The 21924-nt window shown below is 45.8% G+C and carries 16 protein-coding genes; 4 read left to right on the top strand and 12 right to left on the bottom strand.

The features are described from left to right. Positions 1 to 19: 19 nt before the first annotated feature. The 4 genes from argH to argC form a co-directional block, all read right to left on the bottom strand. Positions 20 to 1894 carry an argininosuccinate lyase gene (argH, locus tag ACZ5ZC_RS18830; RefSeq protein WP_104971008.1) on the bottom strand — a complete coding sequence of 625 codons (1875 nt, stop codon included), beginning with the start codon at positions 1892 to 1894 and terminating at the stop codon, positions 20 to 22. Between the two features lie 253 nt (positions 1895 to 2147). Next, positions 2148 to 3362 carry an argininosuccinate synthase gene (locus ACZ5ZC_RS18825; protein WP_464932187.1) on the bottom strand — a complete coding sequence of 405 codons (1215 nt, stop codon included), beginning with the start codon at positions 3360 to 3362 and terminating at the stop codon, positions 2148 to 2150. 84 nt (positions 3363 to 3446) lie between these two features. Continuing rightward, positions 3447 to 4238 (bottom strand): acetylglutamate kinase, encoded by a 792-nt coding sequence (gene argB, locus ACZ5ZC_RS18820; protein WP_046874627.1) that lies wholly within the window; start codon positions 4236 to 4238, stop codon positions 3447 to 3449. A 21-nt stretch (positions 4239 to 4259) separates the two neighbouring features. Further along, the gene (argC, locus tag ACZ5ZC_RS18815; protein ID WP_006742772.1) at positions 4260 to 5264 is read right to left on the bottom strand and encodes an N-acetyl-gamma-glutamyl-phosphate reductase; all 1005 of its coding nucleotides are present in this window, start codon (positions 5262 to 5264) and stop codon (positions 4260 to 4262) included. Positions 5265 to 5408: 144 nt separating this feature from the next. On the opposite strand from argC, the gene argE reads away from it, so the two are divergent. The 3 genes from argE to ACZ5ZC_RS18800 all read left to right on the top strand — a co-directional run bounded on the left by argE (position 5409) and on the right by ACZ5ZC_RS18800 (position 10416). Then, positions 5409 to 6545: an acetylornithine deacetylase gene (argE, locus tag ACZ5ZC_RS18810; RefSeq protein ID WP_047009947.1), complete on the top strand. Its 1137-nt coding sequence runs from the start codon at positions 5409 to 5411 to the stop codon at positions 6543 to 6545. Between the two features lie 272 nt (positions 6546 to 6817). Next, positions 6818 to 9451: a phosphoenolpyruvate carboxylase gene (gene ppc / locus ACZ5ZC_RS18805; RefSeq protein ID WP_074191330.1), complete on the top strand. Its 2634-nt coding sequence runs from the start codon at positions 6818 to 6820 to the stop codon at positions 9449 to 9451. A 425-nt stretch (positions 9452 to 9876) separates the two neighbouring features. After that, positions 9877 to 10416, top strand: a complete 540-nt coding sequence (locus tag ACZ5ZC_RS18800) for a PadR family transcriptional regulator (RefSeq protein WP_005395734.1) — start codon at positions 9877 to 9879, stop codon at positions 10414 to 10416. Between the two features lie 74 nt (positions 10417 to 10490). On the opposite strand, the gene metF is transcribed toward ACZ5ZC_RS18800, so the two are convergent. The 3 genes from metF to ACZ5ZC_RS18785 form a co-directional block, all read right to left on the bottom strand. Next, positions 10491 to 11393 carry a methylenetetrahydrofolate reductase gene (gene metF / locus ACZ5ZC_RS18795; RefSeq protein ID WP_046874624.1) on the bottom strand — a complete coding sequence of 301 codons (903 nt, stop codon included), beginning with the start codon at positions 11391 to 11393 and terminating at the stop codon, positions 10491 to 10493. 261 nt (positions 11394 to 11654) lie between these two features. Next, the gene (locus ACZ5ZC_RS18790; protein WP_464932186.1) at positions 11655 to 14063 is read right to left on the bottom strand and encodes a bifunctional aspartate kinase/homoserine dehydrogenase II; all 2409 of its coding nucleotides are present in this window, start codon (positions 14061 to 14063) and stop codon (positions 11655 to 11657) included. A 12-nt stretch (positions 14064 to 14075) separates the two neighbouring features. Continuing rightward, complete coding sequence (locus tag ACZ5ZC_RS18785) at positions 14076 to 15239, bottom strand: O-succinylhomoserine (thiol)-lyase (RefSeq protein WP_104969870.1); 1164 nt, start codon at positions 15237 to 15239, stop codon at positions 14076 to 14078. Positions 15240 to 15464: 225 nt separating this feature from the next. Between ACZ5ZC_RS18785 and metJ the strand changes: the two genes are divergently transcribed. Next, positions 15465 to 15785 (top strand): met regulon transcriptional regulator MetJ, encoded by a 321-nt coding sequence (metJ, locus tag ACZ5ZC_RS18780; RefSeq protein ID WP_005381353.1) that lies wholly within the window; start codon positions 15465 to 15467, stop codon positions 15783 to 15785. 113 nt (positions 15786 to 15898) lie between these two features. Here metJ and ACZ5ZC_RS18775 read toward each other — a convergent pair whose 3' ends face one another. The 5 genes from ACZ5ZC_RS18775 to fusA all read right to left on the bottom strand — a co-directional run bounded on the left by ACZ5ZC_RS18775 (position 15899) and on the right by fusA (position 21915). Next, the gene (locus ACZ5ZC_RS18775) at positions 15899 to 17176 is read right to left on the bottom strand and encodes a malic enzyme-like NAD(P)-binding protein (RefSeq protein WP_006742766.1); all 1278 of its coding nucleotides are present in this window, start codon (positions 17174 to 17176) and stop codon (positions 15899 to 15901) included. Between the two features lie 203 nt (positions 17177 to 17379). Further along, on the bottom strand, positions 17380 to 17856 hold the full coding sequence (gene bfr, locus ACZ5ZC_RS18770; protein WP_005395745.1) for a bacterioferritin: 477 nt from the start codon (positions 17854 to 17856) through the stop codon (positions 17380 to 17382). Positions 17857 to 17957: 101 nt separating this feature from the next. Continuing rightward, on the bottom strand, positions 17958 to 18146 hold the full coding sequence (locus tag ACZ5ZC_RS18765; protein WP_031780493.1) for a (2Fe-2S)-binding protein: 189 nt from the start codon (positions 18144 to 18146) through the stop codon (positions 17958 to 17960). A gap of 331 nt (positions 18147 to 18477) precedes the next feature. After that, positions 18478 to 19662, bottom strand: coding sequence for an elongation factor Tu (tuf, locus tag ACZ5ZC_RS18760; RefSeq protein ID WP_012841343.1), 1185 nt, complete (start codon positions 19660 to 19662; stop codon positions 18478 to 18480). 153 nt (positions 19663 to 19815) lie between these two features. Next, entirely contained in the window at positions 19816 to 21915 is a 2100-nt protein-coding gene (gene fusA / locus ACZ5ZC_RS18755) for an elongation factor G (protein WP_005397643.1), read from the bottom strand. Between the last annotated feature and the right edge of the window lie 9 nt (positions 21916 to 21924).

The raw sequence follows: 21924 nt of genomic DNA, 5'->3' as shown, positions 1-21924 counted from the left end.
ATCACTCCGAAATTTCAGCTCATGCCACATGCGATTTTTGGATCACTTGCTCCATTAAATTGATCTCTAGCGCCACTTCATCACACGCGTGCTGACGTGGACACTGATCGCAATCTTTCAAGACTTTTTCTGGCAACAGCGACTTCGATGTTGGTAAGAAGCTCTGCTTCATAAAGAACTCTGGCGTTCGAGTGAGGACAAAGACCTTCTTTATCGCCATTTGACGTGCTTTCTCAACCAAGTGATTTACGATTGCACTGCCCTGCCCTTGGCCTTGCCAGCCCGCTTCGATACCAAGAGAGCGTATTTCAGCCAACCCTGAGTCATACACATATAGAGAAGCGCAACCTGTCACTTCACCATGATGCTCAGCCACCGCGAAGGAGCCTATATCTCTCACGAGCTCATTACGAGAGCGGGGTAGATTCTCACCGAGGTTCGCCCAATAAGCCACCATGCCCTCTAGTGTTTCAATGTCCGTCAAACGTGCAGGACGCACTTTCACTGCCGAGCTGTCACGCTGGCTCAGACGTTTATCCGCTTGCTCTACCGCATAAGCGACTTGGTGAGGCGAAACGCCACCCAGCGCACAACGTTTTTCCAAACAAGACTCTATTGTCAGAATGTCATACACATCATCTTCAATCACCTCAGAGAAGGCTTTTAGCTCTTGCAGAGACAATTCTTCCAGCGCGCAGCCTTTGTCAATTGCCCCTACCACCGCTACGCCCACAATATGGTGCGCCTCACGGAACGGGATGCCTTTCGCCACTAAGTAATCAGCTAACTCCGTCGCGTTCGCATACCCTTGCTTCGCAGCTTCAAGCGTACGCTCACCATTCACTTTAATGCCATCAAAACACAGCGCTGCCATTTCCATGCAATCATTCCATGTGTCTAACGCATCAAACAACCCTTCTTTATCTTCTTGCATGTCTTTGTTGTACGCCAATGGTAGGGCTTTCACTGTCATCATCATGCTCGATAATGCGCCATAGACACGCCCTGTCTTACCACGGATCAACTCAAGTGCATCCGGATTTTTCTTCTGTGGCATTAATGACGAACCAGACGTCACCGTATCCGCTAACTCAATAAAGTTAGACTCCCCTGAGTTGTAGAAGATCATATCTTCTGCAAGACGAGAAAGGTGCAACATAGAAATCGAGGCCACCGACATCAGTTCCATCACATGATCACGATCCGAAACCGAATCGAGTGAATTACGCGTAGCGCGGTGGAAACCAAGGTTATGAGCTAATTGTTCACGATCAATCGGATAAGCCGTGCCAGCTAAAGCACCCGAGCCAAGTGGACAAGTGTCGAGACGCTGTAAGGCATCATTCAGACGAGAGTAGTCACGCTCGAACATTTCAACATAAGCCAAACACCAGTGAGCAAAGGTGACAGGTTGAGCGCGCTGAAGATGAGTATAGCCAGGCAATACAGTGCCTTGGTGCTGCTTAGCAACATGAACCATTTGTGCTTGCAGACGATCTAAAGCAATCAACAGTTGCTGGCCTTGCTGACGACACCAAAGTTTTAGGTCTGTCGCTACTTGGTCATTACGAGAACGCCCAGTGTGGAGCTTTTTACCTAAATCTCCCACTTTACTAATCAGCTGCTGTTCAACCCAAGAGTGGATATCTTCTGCATCTGAACGAAGAATTTGATGAGGATCTTCCATCACTTCTAACTTCAGCTCGTTTAAAGCAAGTTCCAGCTTTTGCTGTTCTTCTGCCGATAGAACATCTACAGAAAGCAGAGCTTTAGACCATGCGATTGAACCTACGATGTCTTGCTCAGCCAATCGGTAGTCAAAACGCAACGAATCGTTAAACTCTTTAAATCTAGTGTCTGCCGCTTGGGTAAATCTTCCGCCCCATAATGCCATTGCGTTTCTCCTGATGACTATTGCTTACTCTAACGTTCTCGAATGAGTAGTAACCAATTTGATGGTCATTTGCTCACTTTTTCTTATGGGTCAACGTTACGGCAATTTCGACAAAAAATAAAGTATAAATTCAATATTTTTACATATATATTCAAACGAAATGTATTTGCATCTTTGTGCTCATAGACGTAAGCCAACAAAAAAGACCTGCTATCCAATAGCAGGTCTTTACTCAATCCAAGATGTGGAGAGATTATTTCTTCTGGCTGCTCAACGCACGGATACGGCTTGATAGCGAGTAAAGACGGATGAAACCACCCGCATGGCTTTGGTCGTAAACCTCATCTTCACCAAAAGTCGCGAACTCTTCTGAGTACAAGCTGTTGTCAGAACGTTTTTGCGTTACCGTGGCTTGGCCTTTGTAGAGCTTAACAACCACTTCGCCATTCACGTCTTGCGCTAGCTCTTCTGAAGCGGCAAGGATCGACTTACATAGTGGCGTAAACCAACGGCCATCGTACACAAGGTGAGACGCTTTTAGACCCAGCTCTTCACGGAATTCGAATGATGATTTGTCTAGCACGAGCTGTTCAACGGCACGTAGCGCTTCCATCATGATGGTGCCTCCCGGTGTTTCGTAGCAGCCACGAGATTTCATTCCTACAAGACGGTTTTCAACGATATCGATACGACCAACACCGTGCTTCGCACCTTTTTCGTTTAGATACACCAACGCGTTGTATGGTGTCATCGCTTCGCCATCAACTTCGACCACTTCACCTTTTTCTACTTTCAGCGTGACGTATTCCGCTTCGTTTGGTGCTTGCTCTGGGTCTACAGTCCATACCCAGCAATCTTCGTTTGGTGCGTTCCACGTATCTTCTAGGACGCCACCTTCAGTGGAAATATGCCATGCATTTGCATCACGTGAGTAGATCTTAGTAAGAGACGCTGAACAAGGAATGTTACGCTCAGCTAGGTAATCTAAACATTCTTCACGGCTCACTAGGTCCCATTCACGCCAAGGGGCAATCACTTGTAGATCTGGTGCTAGTGCTGCGAATGCGCCTTCGAAACGAACTTGGTCATTACCTTTACCTGTACAGCCGTGACACAATGCGTCCGCGCCCACTTTACGTGCGACTTCAACCTGTGCTTTAGCAATAATTGGACGCGCCATTGATGTTCCCAGCAGGTACTTACCTTCGTAGTACGCGCCGGTTTTTAGCGTTGGGTAAATGTAATCCGCCACCATCTCTTCTTTCAGATCAGCGATGTAACACTCAGAAGCACCTGAGGCTTTTGCTTTCTCTTCAATACCTTCTAGCTCTTCTGCGCCTTGACCAACATCGGCAACGAAAGCAACGACTTCACAATCGTAGTTCTCTTTTAGCCACGGGATAATTACTGAGGTATCTAGACCGCCTGAGTATGCGACTACCACTTTATTTACGTTCACTTTGCTCATCTTTATTCTCCAAACTTAACTGGCGCTGCGCTCGGCGGTCAGTGCCAACTACTACTTCCTAATATTGAATTCTTTTGCTGATGCTTATTGAGGCAAAAATTGCGTTCCAATACTTTCACCAGCGAATAGCTGTACTAATTTTTCTGGGTAACGCCAGGTCGCGACTTCGATAGGGCGACCAAGATCATTGGCCGCCTCCAAAGCAGCTTTAACTTTGACGATCATGCCGTCTGTGATCACTTGCCCTTTGATCAATGCATCGGCTTCTTGCTCAGATAGCGTTTTGATCAAATGCCCTTTGCCATCGAGTACGCCACTCACATCTGACAACAGGACTAATTCAGCATCGAGAGCACCTGCCACCGCGACTGCGGCTTGGTCAGCATTCACATTCATCATCTGGCCATCTGTGGTTAAGCCAATTGAACTGATGATCGGCAGTGCGCCTGTGTTTAGTACCGCTTGTAATAGCGTTGAATCACCCGGTGATGCTTTACCTACCGCGCCGAGTTCTGGGTCAAGTTCTTCAACAAGACACAAACCACCATCCGCAAGGCTAAGACCCACAGCGTTAAGACCGTCCGCAATCGCTTGACCTTGAAGCAGCTTGTTTGCGGTACCTGCAAGCGCGCCTGCAATCACCGGAATTTGATCGTAAGGCGTTACGCGTAAACCGTTTTTCTTTACGGTTTCAAGCTGAAGCTTTGCCATCAACTCATCAACTAGGTAGCCACCGCCATGAACGATGGCGATTTGTCGCTGTGCCGATTTTTGGTAAGCCGCAATGGCACCAAACAGTTGGCTTAAGGTTTGAGTGCAAGATAGAGCTGCACCGCCTAGCTTAATGACTAAAGGAGCTTGATTGGTTTGCGTCATCGCATTTCCCTCTTTCAACGACTACAGCAACGCTGTCAGTTCTGGGTAACCATAATGAATATTGAGACATTGCATCGCTTGACTTGATGCACCTTTGAGTAGGTTGTCGATGGCTGAAATCACAATGATGTGTTCGCCTTGTACCTTCCAGCCGATATCGCAGAAAGGGGTATTTTCGACATCCTGAATACGTGGAATGCCATCGCCTTTTAAACGCACGGCAGGCTTTCCTAGATAAGCTTGTTCAAATGCTTGAGCGACTTGTTGCTCTGTAACGCCTGATGCTAGCTTCATGGTGATCGTGGCAAGAATGCCGCGTTTAAAGTTGCCTAGGTGCGGAGTAAAAATCACATCGCAACCTAAGTGCTGAGCAATTTCTGGTTGGTGACGATGAGTAAATACACCATAAGGTTGCAAGCTCACTTCACAGAAACTGTTCACCATAGAAGCTTTACGCCCAGCTCCGGACACACCGCTGGTCGCGTTAATGACAGGCCATTGATTGGTATCCACTAATGCATTTTCGAGTAGAGGTTTGATGGCTAACTGCGAAGCAGTCGGGTAGCAACCTGCTACAGCAACTAAGGGAGCAGTTTTAATTGATTCCTGGTTCCACTCTGCTAAGCCGTATGCAGCTTTATCTAGCCAGTTATTATGTTGATGCTCGAAGCCATAAAAGGTGTTGTAAAAACCTTCACTTTGGACGCGGAATGCCCCCGATAAATCGAATACCTGACAGCCGGCCTCCAAGAAAGTTGGGGCTAGATCGTGGCTCACCTCATGAGCCGTTGCTAAAAACACCACATCCGATTCTTGAGCAATTTGCAGTGGATCCGTTAGTGGCGAGACCGGCATATCAATGATGCCTGCTAACTTACCGTGCAGCTGCGCAATATTCTTTCCTGCATCAACACTGTTGGCGGAAACGTATAAACCTGATAGCGTGAGTTGTGGGTGTTTATTAACCATTAACGCTAACTCTGCGCCGGTGTAACCGCTGGCTCCAATAATCGTGGTTTTTAGCATTGTGTGACATCCATATACTTAAAGGCTCAAATGACTATTCATATTTAATTTTTGCTTTATTTTGATTTTTTATTCATTAAATATGATTTAATATGTGTTTTACATTTTTGTGGTCTGTCTGTCAACAGGAGATTTGAAGAATCCATGCAATTACCAACTTTTCTAGAGGTCTATGAAGGACTCATCAGCACCTCTTCTATCAGCTCCACGGATCCGAGCTGGGATCAGGGCAATGCAAAAGTCATCGAAAAACTCGCATCTTGGTTTAAAGATCTGGGTTTTAGCGTTGAAGTGATCGAGGTCGAGCCAGGCAAGCACAATATGATTGCACGTATGGGTGAGGGTGAAGGCGGCCTTTTACTTGCGGGCCATAGTGATACCGTGCCATTCGATCAAGGGCGATGGAGTTTTGATCCACATAAACTGACTGAAAAAGACAACCGCTTTTACGGTTTAGGCACGGCAGACATGAAAGGCTTTTTTGCCTTTATTTACGAAGCCGTCAAAAAAGTCGACTGGAGCAAGCAAGCCAAGCCGCTATACGTATTAGCCACTTGTGACGAAGAAACCACCATGTTGGGTGCGCGACATTTCACCGTAAACGCCCCTTTTAAGCCGGATTACTGCATTATTGGTGAGCCTACCAGCCTCGTTCCTATTCGCGGCCACAAAGGTCATGTGGCTAATGCAATTCGGGTCACGGGTAAGTCAGGCCATTCATCCGATCCTGCCTTAGGCGTTAACGCGATTGAGATCATGCATGAAGTGATGTTTGCCATGATGCAACTGCGCGATAAATTGGTGAAAGAATACCACCATCCGGGTTTTGCCATTCCAAGCCCTACCCTAAACCTTGGACACATTCACGGCGGTGACAGCGCTAACCGTATTTGTGGTTGTTGTGAGCTGCACTATGATGTTCGCCCACTACCAGGGATCAGCCTGGATGGCCTAGAAAATATGCTGCGCGGAGCATTAAAAGAAGTCGAAGCAAAGTGGCCTGGACGCTTGGAGATAATTCCGTTACATGAACCAATTCCGGGTTACGAATGCCAACATGACCACCCATTTATCGGTGGTGTTGAAGAGATCTGCCAAACCAGTTCAGAAACCGTGAACTACTGTACTGAGGCGCCCTTCTTACAACAGCTCTGTCCAACCTTAGTTCTCGGCCCGGGTTCAATTGACCAAGCGCACCAACCGGATGAGTTTCTCTCATTTGATTTTATCGATCCCACAATTGATGTGCTTTCAAAGGCAATGGTCAAGTATTGCTGTTAATACACGAATAAACTCAAAAGTCAGTGCAGCTCGATTGAGCTGCATCTTTTTATCTTCACAATTTAGCGCTAGCCTTAACACTTCTTTAACTTGTTATTTTGTAATTAATTTTCACTTCTTATTCTACAGCTGCCGTAAATTTGCTCTAAATCAGGAGACAGCGGAATAATTGCAAACTTAGTCTGCTTTATTTGACTATAACTGGTGCTTTTCGCTAGATTGGAGTCTTAACAAGGACAATGGATGTAGTTTTTTTACGAGGCAGGACGACAATGAACGAGAAATACGCCGCACTCAAAAGTAATGTGCGCATGTTAGGCCACTTATTGGGTAACACCATTCGCGATGCCCATGGCGAAGAAATCTTCGAGAAAGTGGAAACCATTCGTAAATTATCCAAATCGGCTCAAGCAGGTAATCAAGCAGACAGGGAAAGCTTGATAGAAGAAATCAAACACCTACCCGATGAGCAACTAACGCCCGTTACCCGTGCGTTTAACCAATTTCTAAATCTCACCAATATTGCTGAGCAATACCACACGATTTCACGCCACTGTGAAGAACACATCTGTGAACCAGACGCGATTAACTCGCTGTTTTCTAAACTGGTACAAAACGATGTGAGCAAACTGGACACTGCGCAAGCGGTTCGTGATCTGAATATTGAATTGGTATTGACGGCTCACCCAACGGAAATCACGCGTCGCACGATGATCAACAAATTGGTCAAGATCAACGAGTGCTTATCAAAGTTGGAACTGAGTGATCTTTCTTCTAAAGAGCGCAAGAAAACCGAGCGTCGCTTAGAGCAACTTATCGCACAAAGCTGGCATTCTGACGTAATTCGTCAACAACGCCCTACTCCATTGGATGAAGCGAAATGGGGTTTTGCCGTAGTAGAAAACTCACTGTGGGAAGCAGTGCCAGACTTCTTACGTGAAATGCACGATCGCTTGAAATCTTACTTGGGTGAAGGTTTACCAATTGATGCTCGCCCTGTGCACTTCTCTTCTTGGATGGGGGGTGACCGCGACGGTAACCCGTTTGTCACTCATAGCGTGACACGTGAAGTATTGCTTCTGTCTCGTTGGAAAGCCGCAGATCTTTATCTCAATGACATCAACGAGTTGATCAGTGAACTGTCTATGACGGTTTCAAACGATCAAGTTCGTGAACTTGCTGGCGAAGATCAGCACGAACCATATCGTGCGATCCTGAAACAACTTCGCTCACTATTGAACGAAACCAAAGATATTCTCGATGCTAAAATCCATGGTCAAAAACTGGCCGTTAAAGCTCCGTTGCAAAAAGTCGAGCAACTTTGGGAACCTCTGTATGCCTGTTACCAGTCGCTAAATGAATGTGGCATGGGTGTGATCGCAAATGGCTCTCTACTAGATACATTGCGCCGCGTAAAAGCATTTGGTATTCATCTTGTTCGCCTTGATATCCGCCAAGAGAGCACGCGTCATTCAGACGTATTGTCTGAATTAACCCGCTACTTAGGCATTGGTGATTACGAACAATGGAGCGAGCAAGATAAGATTGCTTTCCTAACCAACGAACTCGCATCTAAGCGTCCTCTTCTGCCTCGTGATTGGGAACCATCAGAACCTGTCAAAGAGGTTTTGGACACCTGTAAGATTATTGCAGCACAACCGCGTGAAGCATTCGGTGCCTACGTTATTTCTATGGCACGCACTGCATCGGATGTGTTAGCAGTCCACCTACTTCTGCAAGAAGCTGGCTGCCCATATCGTATGGATGTTTGCCCATTATTCGAGACGCTAGACGACTTGAACAATGCAGAATCGGTCATCAAACAGCTGATGGGTATCGACCTATACCGTGGCTTTATCCAAAACCACCAAATGGTCATGATTGGTTACTCTGACTCAGCGAAAGATGCGGGTGTCATGTCTGCAGGCTGGGCTCAGTACCATGCGATGGAATCGTTAGTAAAAGTGGCGGAAGAAGAAGGTGTTGAACTGACTCTATTCCACGGTCGTGGCGGTACAGTAGGCCGCGGTGGCGCGCCAGCACACGCTGCACTTCTGTCTCAACCACCAAAAAGCTTGAAAGGTGGTTTGCGCGTAACAGAACAGGGCGAGATGATCCGCTTTAAACTCGGTCTCCCAGACGTCGCCGTAAACAGTTTTAACCTTTACGCGAGCGCGATTCTAGAAGCCAACCTATTGCCACCACCAGAGCCAAAACAAGAATGGCGCGACTTAATGGAAGTGCTATCAGAAGTTAGCTGCGAGTCTTATCGCAACGTAGTTCGCGGCGAGCCTGATTTTGTGCCTTACTTCCGTCAAGCGACACCAGAGCTCGAGCTCGGTAAGTTGCCACTTGGCTCTCGTCCTGCAAAACGTAATCCGAAGGGCGGAGTGGAAAGCTTACGTGCAATCCCGTGGATCTTCTCGTGGAGCCAAAATCGTTTGGTACTTCCAGCATGGTTAGGTGCGGGTGAAGCGATTCAATACTCGATCGATAAAGGCCACCAAGCGTTGCTCGAAGAGATGTGTCGTGAATGGCCGTTCTTCTCGACTCGCCTTGGCATGTTAGAAATGGTGTACTCGAAGTGTAATATCGATATTTCTCGCTATTATGATGAGCGATTGGTGGATGAATCACTCCGTCCACTCGGTGAAAAGCTGCGCGCTCAGCTTCAAGAAGATATCAAAGCAGTACTGAATGTAGAGAACAACGAAAACTTGATGCAGCATGACCCTTGGGGACTCGAATCGATTCGCTTGCGCAACATCTACGTTGAGCCATTGAACATGCTACAAGCCGAGTTGCTATACCGTACACGCCAAACCGAAGAAGCATCTGCAAACCTAGAAGAAGCGCTAATGGTGACAATTGCTGGTATTGCAGCTGGCATGCGCAACACAGGCTAATCACTTCATTTGTAATAAAAAAGCTGAGCAAGTGCTCAGCTTTTTTTTGGCGCTGGATAATTGCGCAACCAAAAGGCAGTTTAATAAACTATAAAAAACCCAAAAATTACCACATAAAAAGAATAAAAAACCACAAGTTAACGCTATTGATTATTATGTTAGTTTTTTAGGGTAATTTTGTCCTACTATTCCACTTCATGCTTATTATTTATATACTACTTGCCTGCTGAGAGCTCATAAATCCAATCATACCTGCTCCAGCCATGATGGGACTCCCCATCTCTCTAGGTGATAAACGGCTTTAAGGTGACAGGACCAACATTGTTGGTGCTACTTATACATTAAAAAACTCAAGTGCCAGAAAGAGCACAGCTGAAAGTATAAGTAGCTTGTTTACAAGTTTATTGACCATTTGGATTGAAGACATGTCATTACCACACGTAATCTTAACTGTTCTTAGCACTCGCGACGCAACCGGTTACGATATCACTAAAGAATTCTCTGCTAGCATCGGTTACTTCTGGAAAGCAAGCCACCAACAAGTGTACCGTGAACTCAATAAAATGGCCGAGAAAGAGCTGGTTACTTGCGTATTAGAACCCCAAGAAGGCAAACCAGACCGTAAGGTTTACTCCATCACAGATGCTGGTCGCAGCGCTTTAGGAGAATGGTTTGATCAACCAACTGCACACCCGACTGTTCGTGATGAATTTTCAGCGAAATTGATGGCATGTGCCGTTCAACCATCAACACCTTTCCGTGATCAACTCGCCGAACTAGTTGAAGAGTCTCGCAAACTGGTTTCTCACTACAAAGAAATTGAAGCGGCTTACTACGCAACACCGTCAACTTTAGACAAACAAGCTCGCCTAGAACGTCTAACGCTTCGTCGTAACCTACTGTTACGTGAAACGTGGATCACGTGGGCTGAAGAAGTTCTAACAGAACTTGAAGTGATTGGTTAATTTCCTTTTACTTTGATACAACGAAAAAGGCTTGCCGCTCGGCAAGCCTTTTGTCTTTTTGAAACCCGGTCGATTTATGCACCTACTGCAGCGCGAGGACGAACGCCTAGCGTATGACATAAAGCGTAAGTCATCTCTGCACGGTTTAGGGTGTAGAAGTGGAAATCCTTAACGCCTTCACGACTCAGTACACGCACCATATCAATAGCTTGGCTAGCTCCTACAAGCTGACGAGTCACCGGATCATCATCCAAGCCTTCGAACTGTTTACTCATCCAGCCTGGTACTTTCACATTGTTCTGCGCAGCAAAGCGAGAGGCTTGCTTAAAATTCGACACTGGCAAAATACCAGGAACAATTTCCACATCAATTCCTGCCGCCACACAGCGATCGCGGAAACGAAGGTAAGACTCAACATCAAAAAAGAACTGAGTAATTGCACGGTTTGCGCCTGCATCAACCTTACGTTTTAGGTTCAATAAGTCAGACTGCGCACTTTTAGCTTCAGGGTGAACCTCAGGAAATGCGGCAACTGAGATATCAAAATCGTGACGTGATTTCAGCAACTCAACCAGATCCGAGGCATACATGTCAGGCGCACCGCCACCAGGAGGAATATCACCACGCAGAGCAACGATATTTTCAATACCATTATTCCAGTAATCATCGGCAATATTAATTAACTCTTCGCGAGTCGCATCAATACAAGTGAGGTGAGGAGCAGCAACCAATCCGGTTGTTGCCTTGATTTCTTTAATGATGGAGTGCGTTCTGTCACGCTCGCCAGAGTTAGCGCCGTAAGTCACAGAAACAAATTTAGGTTGGAGCGTTTTAAGACGGTGCACTGAATTCCAGAGTGTCTCTTCCATCTTAGCGCTGCTTGGTGGAAAAAACTCAAATGATACATTGATGTTGTCTGACAACTCAGCAATATTCTGGTTCAAGGCGTCAATATGGCCTGCGTGTGTGTATCCCATCTTACTCTCCCTGTGGCACTCCGCCACGAAAACAAATTCCTTAAATCGACGTTTAGACGTCTATATGTCTACAGAATGTATTGAATACGATTTAATGTCAACCTTGTAATTATGAATTTTTCTCAAGTTAATAATGAGGATAGTTCAAGTTATTACTTGAACGTTATTTCACCACTTATCACAAGCCGATACTTCAGTATGGCACTGAAGGAAGAATAAAAAACCCTGGTCGGGTTCCAGGGTTTTAGGTATCTCGCAACTTTAGAATAAACCAGCTAATCGGTTGAGATCGGATTGAATCGCGCCGGCTGTCACTTCTCTTCCTGCGCCAGGCCCTCGAATAACAAGTGGGTTATCTTTATACCACTTACTTTCAATGGCAAAAATGTTGTCACACGGCAGTAGGTTGGCGAGCGCATGTTCACGAGATAACGCTTCTACTCCCACCGTCGCTTTACCATTTTTTTCTAAACGAGCAACGTAGCGAAGCACTTGATCGTTTCTCTGTGCTTTTGTCAGACGCTCTTGAAGTATTTCACTCAACAGTCCTCCGTTATCGAAGAAGTCATCGATGCTAAGTTCTGTTAATTCTTCTGGTACCAGAGATTCAACCTTAACGCTGCCCGGCTCAATATCGAGACCAGACTCTCGAGCTAAGATAACCAGCTTACGCATCACATCTGAACCATCTAAATCAGAACGAGGATCAGGCTCTGTTAAACCTTGCTGCCAAGCGAGGTCGACTAAATCATTAAATGGTACTGAGCCGTCAAATTGTTGGAATAACCATGATAACGTCCCTGAGAAAATACCCGATAGAGCAACGATCTCATCCCCACTTTCACGTAGATCTCGCACGGTATGGTTTATTGGTAACCCTGCACCAACCGTCGCATTGTACAGCCAATAACGACCAATTTTAGCGAATGCATCTTGAACCTGATGGTAATATTGGCTATCTGCCGAACCTGCCACTTTGTTAGCGGAAATCAAATGAATGCCCTGCTGCGCAATTTCTACATAGCGCTGAGCTAAGTCTTTGCTCGCTGTCACATCAAACACTACGGCTTCATCGTAATTTTTTAGCGCTCCTAAGTGAGTCAACCAAGACCCATCGTTTGCTAGGCTTTCATCATCAAATCGTTCAGCAACACTTGCTGCATCAATACCTTGCTCATCGAACCAGTAGGTTTGACTATCCACGACCGCTACAAGGTCAAAGCTCATTCCATGACGTTTTTCGAGTTCACCTTTTTGAGTTGCAAATAAATTTAACCAGCTAGAACCAATGTTGCCCTTGCCACATAAAGCCACCGCCACGCGCTTTTGCGCTTGGAACAACTGGCTATGAATCGTTTGAACCAACACTTCGGTATCAGTACGACGCAAAACGGCGACTAAACTCAGCCCCGACTCAGTTTCAGAAATAAATTCAACCGGAGAGTGTTTTAACTTCTGATAAAAACCAAAACAATGGTTGGCGTTTTTCGTAACGCCAGCGCCTACCGCCGCCAAGAGAGAGTAGCCTTCTTTGAGCTTAATCTCCGCTTCAACCGCAAGCTCTTGTAAGTGTTTCAGTGCGCCACCGGCAATTTCTGCGGTATACGCCAAGCGCAACGTGTGTTGATCGGGCTGTGCCTCAAATGCCAATGGCTCCAATTGCGCTCGCTGCAACGCTTGTAATACATCATTCTGTGTTTTTTCGAAGTCGTGCCCATGCATGAAAGACATCTGCACCAATAAAACATCATCCAGCGAGGTAATAATTTTAGCGCCACGGCCAGACGCTAAGACACGCTCAATACGAGTAGAGCCCGATTCCGGCAGATAGCTACACTTGAGGTTGAGATCCATAGTACTTTGCGCCACAGGCTGAAGTGTACGACTGTGTAGGACTGGGGCGGCTAAACGGGCGAGTTCGCTGGCTTCATCCAATCGAAGTAACGGTAACAGACATGCGTCTGCCACCAAACGCGGATCGGCACTATAGACACCGGCAACGTCACTCCAAATGGTGACCGTGCTCACTTCAGCCAGAGCACCAATGACAGTTGCAGAATAGTCAGAGCCATTACGACCAAGTAAAATGGTTTCGCCCGTCTCGTTCTGAGCCATAAAGCCAGTAATTACCACACGTTTATGATTGTGTTGCGCGAGAACTTCTTTTATCAAAGGATATGAACGAGCGCGATCAACTTCAGGTTGAGTCCCGGCTTCCGCACGTAAAAACGCTCGTGCATCTTGTGCAACAGCGGGGATAGAACGTTGAGATAATAACGCGGCCAATAGGCGAGCAGACCAAACTTCTCCATGTCCTAGTACCGCGGCTTTTTGCGCGCCAGTGAGTGGTGCTGTCAGCTCAGATAAGGTACTGAACTCATCATGCAGTAACGCTAATAGCTCTTCTTGTACTTCATTTTCCAACAAATTTTCTATTAGCTCCGTTTGGAACTGCCTTAGGCTTTGAAGTGCTTCATGTGCGATTCGGCCATCTTTCTCTAACCCTTCCAGGAACTCAATCAAGCGGTTAGTAGTTTTTCCTGCCGCCGAAACGACCACGAGATCATTTTCCGTCGAATACTCCTTAAGAATATCCACAACGCGTAAATAGCATTCTGGGTTTGCTAAGCTACTGCCACCAAACTTATGCAGCTGACGTTGTACAGTCATTATTCTCGTCTCCTATTGTTGGGCAGCTTTAGCGAATGCTTGCTCTAAATCCGTGATGAGATCTTGTGCATCTTCCAAGCCGACAGACAAACGCAATAGTTGATGTGACACCCCCGCTTCTGCCAGTGCTTCCTCTCCCATAGCGCGATGCGTCATGGATGCCGGATGACAAATCAAGCTTTCTACTCCACCTAATGACTCAGCCAATGAAAACAGTTGGAGCTCTTTAACGAACACTTTTAACTGCTCAAACGAACCGGCAAACTCAAAGCTCAGCATAGAGCCAAAACCAGTTTGCTGCTTTTTAGCGATGTCATGACCTGGGTGCTCCGGCAGGCTTGGATGATAAATGGTTTTAACTAACGCTTGCTTCTGGAGATAAGCCAGTACCTGCTGTGAACTCTCTTCATGCACTCGCATGCGAGCACCAAGTGTACGAATGCCTCGCAACGTCATATAACTATCGAAAGGTGTGCCAGTCGCACCAATGCAATTGCCCCACCATGCAAGCTCTTCTGCATGCGCTTCTGTTTTGGTGATGATCACGCCACCAATCACGTCTGAATGACCGTTGATATACTTCGTTGTGGAGTGAATGACGAAATCTGCGCCCAAGTCCAAGGGCTTTTGGTACACGGGTGTCAAAAAGGTATTGTCCACCGCAACTAACGCGCCGACTTGTTTCGCTTTTTCACAGGTAGCTGCAATATCCACTACGCGAACCAGAGGGTTTGACGGAGTTTCTAGCAAAATGAGTTTTGGTTTTTGTGCTAATGCTGCATCCAAAGCTTGCTCGTCTGATTGATCGACAAACTGAACCTTAAAATCGCCTTTGTTGGCTCGGGTATTAAAAAGACGATAGGTGCCGCCATAACAATCGTGAGGAGCAATAATGAGATCATCAGGGCCAAGAAAAGCGGACACCCATAAATTTAATGCAGACGTACCGCAGTTCGTGACAACCGCTCCTTTTCCAGACTCGAGTTCAGATAACGCACTTTCCAACAGTCCGCGGTTTGGATTTCCAGATCGCGTGTAATCATACTTAGGTACTTCACCAAAAGCAGGAAAACCATAGTTAGTGGAAAGATAAATAGGTGGAACGACAGCGTGATATTGGCTGTCTGATTCAATACCAGTGCGTACTGCAATGGTCGCAGGTTTGCGAGAGCTCATGGGTGTATCCTTTCACGGGTAATGACTTCTAAATAGGAATGCGCTATATCTAATGAGTAAAATAAAGTGATCAACACGCTTCCTTTGCTGTTCTGTTCACTTTACTCGTCAAAAAATGAGACGTCAACACTTCTAGACGTCTATATGTCTTTGCTTATGGCGGTAAATGCAGCTAAAATCAGCACCTAAATTATTTTTAACCGATTACATAAATGAAGGTGTGCAATGGCTGACTGGAATGGCGAATACATTAGCCCATATGCAGAGCACGGCAAAAAAAGCGAACAAGTAAAAAAAATTACCGTCTCTATCCCGCTAAAAGTTTTAAAAGTGCTAACTGATGAGCGTACTCGCCGTCAGATCAATAACTTACGCCATGCAACCAATAGTGAATTACTATGCGAAGCATTTTTGCACGCGTACACAGGTCAGCCACTTCCAACAGATGAAGACCTTCGTAAAGACCGTCCAGATGATATTCCAACAGAAGTAAAAGCACTGATGACGGAAATGGGCATCGAATTTGAGTCGTTTGACGAAGAGTAAAAAAGCGAGGCTGGAGGCTTCAGATAGCAATTCTTATCTCAAGCCAACAGAATGACATAAAAAATGGGACGCGATTGCGTCCCATTTTTTGTACATCACATCTAATAGATATATTACTCTGCCATGTAGTTTTCAGGCATCTCGATACGAGCAACACCTGAATCAACCGCCGCCTGAGCCACTGCTTTTGCAACACGTGGTAGTAAACGTGAGTCCATTGGTTTTGGAATGATGTAGTCTGCACCAAACTCAAGCTTATCGACGCCTGCGGCCTTCAATACAGTTTCAGGTACAGGCTCTTTTGCTAGCTCACGAATCGCCTCAACGGCTGCAAGTTTCATTTCATCATTGATTTCACTTGCGCGCACATCAAGAGCACCACGGAAGATGAATGGGAAACACAATACGTTGTTTACTTGGTTCGGGTAATCACTACGGCCAGTCCCCATGATCAAATCATCACGAACAGCGTGGGCAAGTTCCGGCTTAATTTCAGGATCTGGATTCGAACATGCAAATACGATTGGCTTATCTGCCATCAGCTTCAACGCTTCCGCTGGCAATAGGTTTGGACCAGATACACCTAGGAACAGATCCGCGCCTTCAATCACATCTTCTAATGTGCGTTTGTCCGTGTTGTTTGCGAATAGCTGCTTGTATTCATTAAGATCATCACGACGAGTGTGGATCACACCTTTACGATCCAGCATGTAAATTTTTTCGCGCATTGCACCACATTTAATCAGCAGCTCCATACACGCAACAGCTGCAGCGCCAGCGCCAAGACAAACGATCGTTGAGTCTTCAAGCTTCTTACCTTGAAGTTCGATCGCGTTCAGCATGCCTGCCGCCGTTACAATCGCAGTACCGTGCTGATCATCGTGGAATACTGGTACATCACAACGCTCAATTAAACGCTTTTCAATCTCAAAGCAATCTGGTGCTTTAATATCTTCAAGGTTGATACCACCAAAGGTGTCTGCAATGCTTGCGACAGTATCAACAAATTCATCGATCGTGCGGTGCTTAACTTCAATATCAATCGAATCAAGACCTGCAAAACGCTTAAACAGTAACGCTTTACCTTCCATTACTGGCTTAGATGCAAGTGGACCTAGGTTACCTAGACCTAAAATAGCGGTACCGTTAGAAATAACAGCAACCATGTTGCCTTTCGCTGTGTACTTGTACACGTTATCAGGGTTTTGTGCGATCTCACGCACTGGTTCTGCAACACCAGGGCTGTAAGCAAGGGCAAGATCACCCGCCGTTTCCGCAGGCTTTGTCAACTCGACAGCAATCTTCCCTGGGGTTGGATAAGCATGGTAATCCAATGCTTTTTGGCGATGTTCTTCTTCTGGAGTGGCTGCTTGGCGATTGTCTTCAGACATGGACGTTTCTCTTTTTTATTTTTAGGTAAGGGGGGATAAATTCTATCGGATAGAAATCAAACTTCATAGGCAAGATTGCGAGCAATATCCTTAAAAAGCCGATAATAAAAGAGATTAGACCAGATAGCGGGGATAAGCACCTGATTTTCGAGTCAGGTGCTCTTTTCTTCTTACAATTGAAGTGCGCAAAATCCTGGACGTTATTACTCTTCGTCTACGTATTGCGCTTGGAGGTAGTTCTCAATGCCAGACATTTCAATCAAGCCAAGTTGCGTCTCTAGCCAATCAACATGCTCTTCTTCATCTTCAAGAATATCTTGAAATAGATCGCGAGACACATAGTCTCGAATGTCTTCAGCATAAGCAATCGCATCTTTTAAATCTGGAATGGCGGCCATTTCAAGCTTTAAGTCACACTCGAGCATTTCTTTAGTGTCTTCACCTATCATCAACTTGCCTAAATCTTGTAGATTCGGTAAGCCCTCAAGAAACAAAATACGCTCAATCAGATGATCGGCATGTTTCATCTCATCGATAGATTCGTGATATTCCTTATCTGCTAGGTGCTTTAACCCCCAGTCCTTATACATTCGAGCATGAAGAAAATACTGATTAATAGCGATGAGCTCATTTCCGAGCACTTTATTGAGATGTTGGATGATGATTGGATCGCCTTTCATGACAAAAACCTCCTCTTTAGCTTCATTTAAATGTAGAAGCAAATGAGAAGGTGTCAAAACGCTAGGCAAATAATTACTTAATTACCGCATGCTCACAGTAATTAGCTAGCTTGTTTGAATACCGTGTAACTGGTTTCCGCTAAAATATCCTTGGCCTGTCTGATGCACTTACCACATTGGCTACCCAATGCTGTGCATTTTTTGATTCCTTTAATATCCGTTACGCCTTCATCTATCGCCAACTTCCTAATTTTCTTGTCGGAGACCCCATGGCAAAGACAAACGTACATACTCAAAAACCTATTAAATTAACCTGTGGCAACCAATATAAACAAGAATAGTTCTTGTTACCAGTCGCATTGATGGGTCTGTTCAGAATATTTTGTTATATAGATTTGGTGACAGTAGGCCAAGATCAGAGAGTTAGGTGTTACGACCAAAGGTGTTGAAAAATAGAGCCGGTAATATTCTGTTTTTAAATTAAAAAATTAACGTATTTCCTACGAACACTTATAACCAAATATAATTTAGATATAAAAAAGGGAAGCCTAAGCTTCCCTTTCTCGATGCGCTTTCTTCATAAAGAAGAAGAGTGCAAGATTTCGTTTAATTCGTTATGAATTAGTCGAAGATCTTAGCAACAACACCAGCACCTACTGTACGGCCACCTTCACGGATCGCGAAACGTAGACCTTCGTCCATTGCGATTGGTGCGATTAGCTCAACAGTCATCTGTACGTTGTCACCTGGCATTACCATTTCTACGCCTTCTGGTAGCTGGATGTCACCAGTTACGTCAGTTGTACGGAAGTAGAACTGTGGACGGTAGCCTTTGAAGAATGGAGTGTGACGACCACCTTCATCTTTAGACAGTACGTATACTTCTGATTCGAACTTAGTGTGTGGAGTGATTGAACCAGGCTTCGCTAGTACTTGACCACGTTCAACTTCGTCACGCTTAGTACCACGTAGAAGTGCACCAACGTTCTCACCTGCACGGCCTTCGTCTAGAAGCTTACGGAACATCTCAACACCAGTACATGTAGTAGTAGTAGTGTCTTTGATACCTACGATAGCAACTTCGTCACCTACAGTTAGGATACCACGCTCGATACGGCCAGTTACTACTGTACCACGACCTTGGATTGAGAATACGTCTTCGATAGGCATTAGGAATGGCTGATCTACCGCACGCTCTGGCTCAGGGATGTAAGTATCTAGAGCTTCAGCTAGTTCAACGATTTTCGCTTCCCACTGCTCTTCGCCGTTTAGTGCGCCTAGTGCAGAACCTTGGATAACTGGTAGGTCATCACCTGGGAAATCATATTCAGATAGAAGTTCACGAACTTCCATTTCTACTAGTTCTAGTAGCTCTTCATCGTCAACCATGTCACATTTGTTCATGAATACGATGATGTATGGGATACCAACCTGACGGCCTAGTAGGATGTGCTCACGAGTTTGTGGCATTGGGCCATCTGTCGCAGCAACAACTAGGATACCACCGTCCATCTGTGCAGCACCAGTGATCATGTTTTTAACGTAGTCCGCGTGTCCTGGACAGTCAACGTGTGCGTAGTGACGAGTTGGAGTGTCGTACTCAACGTGAGAAGTTGCGATTGTGATACCGCGCTCACGCTCTTCTGGAGCGTTATCGATAGATGCGAAGTCTTTAGCTACACCGCCGTAAACTTTAGCAAGAGTAGTACAGATAGCTGCAGTTAGAGTTGTTTTACCGTGGTCAACGTGGCCGATAGTACCAACGTTAACGTGCGGTTTCGTACGTTCAAATTTTTCTTTAGACACGATCGTGTTCCTTCCTAGTTATGATTCGTCGTGATCATTATTGATCGACGACGCGCCAGAAATTGTTATTTTATGCGCCAACGCCCGTTAGCGCAATATTTGGACGCCCTGATCTCGCAAAAAGTCGTAAACTTTTTGTAGTTCAATCGTCAATTAGTAACCACGCTCTGCAATAATTTTATCTGCGAAGTTTTTCGGCACTTCAGCGTACTCGTGAAACTCCATAGAGTAAGACGCACGGCCTTGAGTTGCAGAACGTAGATCAGTTGCGTAACCGAACATTTCAGATAGTGGTACTTGAGCACGGATGATCTTAAGACCAGCCACACCTTCGTCCATGCCTTCAATGATACCGCGACGACGGTTTAGGTCACCAACAACGTCACCCATCCAGTCTTCCGGAGTGGTTACTTCGACATTCATCATTGGTTCTAGAATCACAGGTTGTGCTTCTAGTGCACCTTTCTTGAATGCCATCGAGCCAGCGATCTTAAACGCCATCTCGCTTGAGTCTACATCGTGGTAAGAACCATCAAATAGTGTAGCTTTAATATCTAGTACAGGGTAACCCGCTAGAACACCACTATTCATTTGTTCCTCGATACCTTTCGATACCGAACTGATGTATTCCTTAGGAATCACACCACCCACGATTTCGTCTACGAATACGAAACCTTCGCCAGGTTCAGAAGGCTCAAGTTTGACCCACACATGACCGTATTGACCACGACCACCTGATTGACGAACAAACTTACCTTCAACTTCCGCTTTACCACGAATGGTTTCACGGTAAGCAACCTGAGGTTTACCAACGTTACAATCAACGCTGAATTCACGCTTCATACGATCAACGATAATGTCTAGGTGAAGTTCACCCATACCTGAGATCAGAGTCTGACCTGATTCGTCGTCCGTTTCCACGCGGAATGATGGATCTTCCGCAGCCAGTTTACCTAGCGCGATAGCCATTTTCTCTTGGTCTGCCTTAGAACGAGGTTCTACAGCAATCTGAATAACTGGTTCAGGGAACTCCATGCGCTCTAGAATCACTTTGTGGTTCTGATCACACAATGTGTCACCTGTTGTTACGTCTTTCAGACCGATAGCAGCAGCGATATCACCAGCGCGAACTTCTTTCACTTCTTCACGCTTATTCGCATGCATCTGAACGATACGACCGAAACGCTCTTTCTTCTCTTTTACAGAGTTGTAAACAGCGTCGCCGGAGTTTACTACACCAGAGTAAACACGCATGAACGTTAGCGTACCCACGAATGGGTCAGTCGCGATCTTAAATGCTAGCGCAGAGAATGGTTCGTTGTCGTCAGCGTGACGCTCAACTTCATTTTCTCTTTCGTCAACACCTTTAATTGCAGGTACGTCAACTGGCGATGGCAAGAACTCGATCACAGCATCTAGTACCGCTTGAACACCTTTGTTCTTAAACGCACTACCACAAGTGGCCAGTACGATTTCGTTGTTTAGTGTACGAGTACGTAGAGCTTGTTTGAGCTCAGCTTCAGTCAATTCACCTTCTTCAAGGTACTTGTCCATCAGCTCTTCGCTAGCTTCAGCAGCGGATTCAACCATGTGGTTGCGCCACTCTTCAGCAAGTTCGATCATGTCAGCTGGGATGTCTTCGTAAGTAAACGAAGTGCCTTGATCGGCTTCATTCCAGTTGATCATCTTCATCTTGATAAGGTCGATGACACCTCTGAACTCATCTTCTGCACCAACGTTCAGTTGGATTGGAACAGGGTTCGCACCAAGACGATTTTTAATTTGGTCCACAACGCGTAGGAAGTCTGCTCCCGCACGGTCCATCTTGTTTACAAATACCAAACGTGGAACGTGGTATTTGTCTGCTTGACGCCATACAGTTTCAGACTGAGGTTCAACACCAGATGAGCCACAGAACACAACCACAGCACCATCAAGTACACGAAGAGAACGCTCTACTTCGATAGTAAAGTCAACGTGTCCAGGGGTATCAATGATGTTTACGCGATGCTCAGGGAACTGTGCTTCCATACCACGCCAGAATGTAGTAGTCGCAGCGGATGTGATAGTGATACCACGTTCCTGCTCCTGCTCCATCCAGTCCATGGTTGCAGCACCATCGTGAACTTCGCCGATTTTGTGAGAAAGGCCAGTGTAGAACAGAATACGCTCAGTTGTGGTTGTTTTTCCTGCATCTACGTGAGCACAGATACCGATATTACGGTAGCGCTCAATAGGAGTTTTACGAGCCACGATTGTATC

Source organism: Vibrio sp. JCM 18905, assembly GCF_055393305.1.
Note: the sequence above shows the minus strand (reverse complement) of the source record. Positions and strands in the feature narration are given on the sequence as shown.